This is a genomic window from Paenibacillus sp. 01T422, assembly GCF_056398785.1.
Genome location: NZ_JBFTQB010000466.1, coordinates 1 through 4,910 on the forward strand (window position 1 = coordinate 1; position 4,910 = coordinate 4,910).

3 protein-coding genes are annotated in these 4,910 nt (G+C 53.0%); all 3 read left to right on the plus strand.

The features are described from left to right. The first annotated feature begins 37 nt into the window (after positions 1–37). The 3 genes from AC1DUA_RS23280 to AC1DUA_RS23290 all read left to right on the plus strand — a co-directional run bounded on the left by AC1DUA_RS23280 (position 38) and on the right by AC1DUA_RS23290 (position 4,018). Complete coding sequence (locus AC1DUA_RS23280; protein ID WP_477502031.1) at positions 38–955, plus strand: N-acetylglucosamine kinase; 918 nt, start codon at positions 38–40, stop codon at positions 953–955. Positions 956–1,160: 205 nt separating this feature from the next. Further along, a complete protein-coding gene (gene nagZ, locus AC1DUA_RS23285) occupies positions 1,161–2,813 on the plus strand; it encodes a beta-N-acetylhexosaminidase (protein ID WP_477502032.1) in 1,653 nt (550 codons plus the stop codon). Next, positions 2,813–4,018, plus strand: coding sequence for an anhydro-N-acetylmuramic acid kinase (locus tag AC1DUA_RS23290; RefSeq protein WP_477502033.1), 1,206 nt, complete (start codon positions 2,813–2,815; stop codon positions 4,016–4,018). The genes nagZ and AC1DUA_RS23290 overlap by 1 nt, the downstream gene beginning before the upstream one ends. Positions 4,019–4,910: the final 892 nt, after the last annotated feature.

Genomic DNA, 4,910 nt, shown 5'->3' on the forward strand with positions numbered 1-4,910 from the left:
ATGACAAGATACGTAGCGGGGCTAGATGGCGGAGGTAATGACAAGATACGTAGCGGGGCTAGATGGCGGAGGTACCAAAACAGCGGTGATAATAGCTGATGAGAGCGGTCATGTGGTGCATACTTTTACATCTGGCGCTATTAACTATAATGGGCAAGATGCGGATAGTATCCAGCGGAGCTTTCAGGACATTTTTCAAGGGATCAGCGAGGCATGCGGGGGACTGGAGCACTGTGCACAAATCGTAATTGGTGCAGCAGGGGTAAGCAATCCTACCGTTACGTCCCGCTTGGAAGCGAATGTCAGAGAATGCGGCTATCAAGGGAAGGTATATATCACGGGCGATCAGGAGACGGCACTTTGCGGCGCGCATGATCGTGAATACGGTATTATTATGATTGCGGGAACAGGGTCTATTTGTTATGGCAAAAATGAGGACGGGACGATTCATCGTGCCGGCGGTTATGGACACCTCATCGATGATGAGGGCAGCGGTTATAGCATCGGGCGTGATCTGTTGTCTGCTCTCGTTCAGTCGGAGGATGGCAGGATTGGGAAGACCGCCATTACCGGCATGGTCTATGAGCAGCTTCAACTGACGACGGTTCAGCAGATCGTTGGATTTGTCTACAACAAAGAGACGAATAAAAAGGATATCGCAGCCTTGGCGCCGATTCTGTCTGTAGCTTGTGAGCTAGGGGACGAAACGGCGCTGACTATTGCGGCGAAAAGCGCTGCATCCCTGTTCGAGACGGCCATTCCTGTCGTGGAGAAGCTGTCCATGCAGCAGGGGAGCCTCGCGATGGTTGGTAGCGTATTGCTGAACAATAGCCATGTGCGGAACGCTTTTGTGCAGAGATTGAGTGAAAGATATCCGGATTTGACTTGTATTACGGCCAAGAAGGATGCGGCTAGTGGTGCCGTTCTAATGGCGCTGAACCGTTTGGGGAAATAGTTGGAATATAATACCATTAATCTGCGCTGCTCGGTGGCAGGGAATGAAATAGCAGTAGAAGCTCCAGCTAAATCGTAGGTAGCTACCCGAAATTTGCCGTATTTAGCGAAATTAGCGTTAGAAAATGCAGTTAATTGGATAAAAGTAGATGAATTGTGGGAAATAGCAGGAGAAATTGGTGTTCAATGAGGGAGAGAGATAGAGAATGAAAAAGATTCAGGACATGACGCTACGAGAGAAAATTGGGCAGATGCTTCTTTGCGGATTTGAAGGTACAGTAGCGACAGATCAGCTCAAAGCGCTTATTGCTGAGCACCATATTGGCGGGGTTATTTATTTTGCGCGAAACGTAGAACAAACTGGACAGGTAGCTGCGCTATCCGAGCAGTTGCAGCAAATCGCAGAGCAGTCTGGCACGTTACCACTGTGGGTTTCCATCGACCAAGAGGGCGGGATGGTTGCCCGTATTACGGAAGGCGTTGCTTTGATGCCTGGGCAAATGGCGCTAGCTGCAGGAGCGATTGGACCGGAAGAGGGAGCGAGAGTTGGCATAAAAGACGCAGGAGACGCTGCTTATGAAGCTGCGTTGATTTCCGGGAAAGAGTTAAGAGCGCTTGGGATTAACTTGAACTTTGCTCCTGTGCTCGATGTGAATAACAATCCAGACAATCCAGTCATTGGCGTGCGGTCATTTGGCGAGTCTGCGGAGCTTGTCGCTGAATTCGGGCATCGTTCGGTACAAGGGTTCCAGGACGCTAATGTGGTCGCGACGGCCAAACATTTCCCGGGACATGGCGATACGAGCGTTGACTCCCACTTGGATTTGCCGACGATCAAACATGATCAAGAGCGGATTCGCTCTTTGGAGCTGGTGCCGTTCATCCGAGCTATTGAGGGTGGCGTAGATTCGATTATGTCATCGCACATTTATTTCCCGGCTTTTGAGTCCGAGAAGCTGCCTGCAACGCTGTCCAAGTCCGTGTTAACTGGACTGCTGCGTGAGGAACTGGGCTACGAGGGCGTCATTATGACGGATTGCATGGAGATGAACGCCATTGCAGAACATTACGGCACGGTAGCCGCAAGCGTTACGGCAATCGAAGCCGGGGCTGATCTTGTGTTGATCAGCCATAGACTTGACCGCCAGATCGGCGCTATTGAAGCGATCGAGCAGGCTGTCAAGGAGGGGCGCCTAAGTGAAGCGCGCATCGACGCATCCGTGGAAAGACTGCTCGCGCTCAAGGAGCGTCGCGGGTTGATGGTACCGCAGTCGGGCACTGCGGCTGAAGTTGGGACCGCGGAGCATTGCGCGGTCGCCGAGCGTCTCAGCGAAGCCRGCATTACGCTCGTCAAAGACGAGAGGGGGCTGCTGCCGCTGAAGCGTGTAAGAACGCTAGCGGTCACCGTGGCCGCAGCGGTATCGTCCGGCGTGGACGAAGCGTACGCCGGACCGGCAAGTCTAGGCGCAGCGCTTGCGGAGCGCGGCCTTGACGTGATCGACCGTGTGCTGCCGCTGGCAGAGGTCGGTGGGTTGAAGGAATCGGTGCTTGCAGCAGCTGAAGAAGCGGAGCAGATCGTCATCGGGACGTACAACGCCCGATTCCATCCGGCGCAGGTCGAGCTGGTGCGCGCCCTGCAAGCACTCGGCAAGCCGCTGGTCGTCGTCGCGCTGCGCGTGCCGTACGATTTGCTGGAGCTGCTGGAGGTTTCTACCTTCATCGCGGCATACGAAAGCCGTCCGCTGGCGCTGCAAAGCACTGCCAAAGGTCTGCTCGGCGAGCTGGAGATGAAAGGCCGCCTGCCAGTCACTCTAGGCGCTGGATATCCTGCGGGTTGGAAGTGGGAGGGCGGACTGTGATGCTCCGTACCCTTTTGAATCAAAAATCCCTGACCGTAGCAGGTATCATGTCAGGTACCTCCTTGGACGGCATCGACGTCGCCATCGTCCGTATCGATGGCAGCGGGATCGATGCCAAAGTGAAACTGCTTCACTTCGAAAGCTTCTCCTATGAGGAAGAAGTACGTGAAAAGCTGAAGCAGCTGTGCTCCATCGACCACTCGAATGTGGCCCTTTTGTGTGGTATGAACTTTGCTATTGCTGAACGATTTGCGGACGCAGTGGTGAGTACCGCTGCGGCTGCAGGAATGAAGATGGAGGAGATCGATCTCATCTCCACCCATGGACAAACCGTGTGGCACATTCCGGTGGCGGATGAGGCGGATCCTTATCTGCCGAAATCARCGCTGCAGATCGGCGATTTGTCCGTGATTGCCAAACGGACAGGCAGAGTGGTTGTCGGCGACTTCCGCACCGCTGACATGGCAGTAGGGGGGCAAGGTGCTCCCCTTGCACCTTATGGGGATTTCATTATGTTCCGCGATGCGGCCAAAGGGCGTATCCTCCAAAATATCGGCGGCATCGGCAACTGCACGGCGGTTCCGGCTCAGGGAACGGATGCAACGATGGCGGATGCCAGCGAGCTCATTGCTTTCGATACAGGTCCAGGTAACATGATCATGGATCAAGTGGTCTATGAGTTGTCCGAAGGCCGACTCACCTATGATGCAGACGGCGCATGGGCGGCTCGCGGGCAAGTCCACACCGAGCTGTTGGAGGGGATGCTGGCGCATCCTTACTTTGCGCAGCTTCCTCCGAAAACCACGGGGCGCGAGCTTTTCGGCAAAGCGTACACAGCTTCATGGCTCAAAAACGCTTTGGAGCGCGGGCTTGCTCATGAAGATATCGTCGCTACCGCGACGGCGTTCACGGCAAACTCCATTGCTCGTGCTTATAAGGATTTTGTTCTGCCGCATTGTGCCATAGCGGAAGTTATCGTGAGTGGCGGCGGGGCGCGCAATCATACACTGCTTAGCATGATGCAGGAGCTGCTCCCTGAGCAAAAGATTCTTACCTCCGACGAGCTGGGTATTTCCGGCGATGCCAAAGAAGCGATCCTGTTCGCCCTGCTGGGCAACGATTGTATTCACGGTGTGCCGAACAATTTGCCTTCGGCGACAGGTGCGGAGCGCCTGACTGTTATGGGCAAGTTGGCTATGCCTTAAGTAGATAAGATGTAAAAAGTACAGTAAATCTGAAGCGATTTCCTGTTAACGGATAAAAACCTGCAAAACGTACATCAAATATCGTCATTCCCAGCCAATTTCGGCTGTGAGCGGGATTTTTGATGTAGGAAATGCAGGTTTTTTATGTTTTTGGCCACTTTTTTGCAAAATTGCTGATCTTTTTGCAGTAACTAGGTTGGCGATATTGTAACCAACCGCCAGAGTGGAGAAAGCCAGGCCTAACGGACTGAGATGCCTCTATTTGAGCGATTTAAGTTCAATATAGGATTTAACGGACACGGACGTCGTTAATGACCTTGAAATTACTCAAAACAGCCAATAATCAGGCGGATAAAGGCTCTCAGGTCCGATAGCCTCCTTTCATTGGGCTAAATAGCTAGTATAAGGGCTGTGGTGTCCGTTGCTAATGTGCATACCTTGAGGTGGGGTGTGAGATGCTGGTGCTGATGCGGACAGGTGATTATGAGTGAGAGCGACGTGTGGTGGAGAAGAGGGGATTGGTTGGGAGTAGCTAGTGTAGTGAGGTTCGGAATAGTTTGTTGTAGATAGCACAGAATTTGCGCAACTCGGGGATATTGGCCGGAGCCGGTAAGGGTGCGATGGTTCGGGTGCTGATGCGGACAGTTAGGATTGTGAGTAGGGGTGCTGTGTGGCGGAGAAGAGGGGATTGGTTGGGAGTAGTTAGGATAGTGAGGTTCGGTATAGTTTGTTGTAGATAGCACAGAATTTGCATAGCTTGTGGATATTAGTTGGTGGGCGAGAGTGCGGTGGTTCGGGTGCTGATGCGTACAGATAGAATTGTGAGTGAAAGTGCTGTGTGGTGGAGAAGAGGGAATTGGTTGGGAGTAGCTAGTGTAGTGAGGTTTGGAAT

Coding starts and splice junctions, on each gene's coding strand:
- AC1DUA_RS23280 (WP_477502031.1), top strand. CDS start 38: ATGACAAGATACGTAGCGGGGCTAGATGGCGGAGGTACCAAAACAGCG.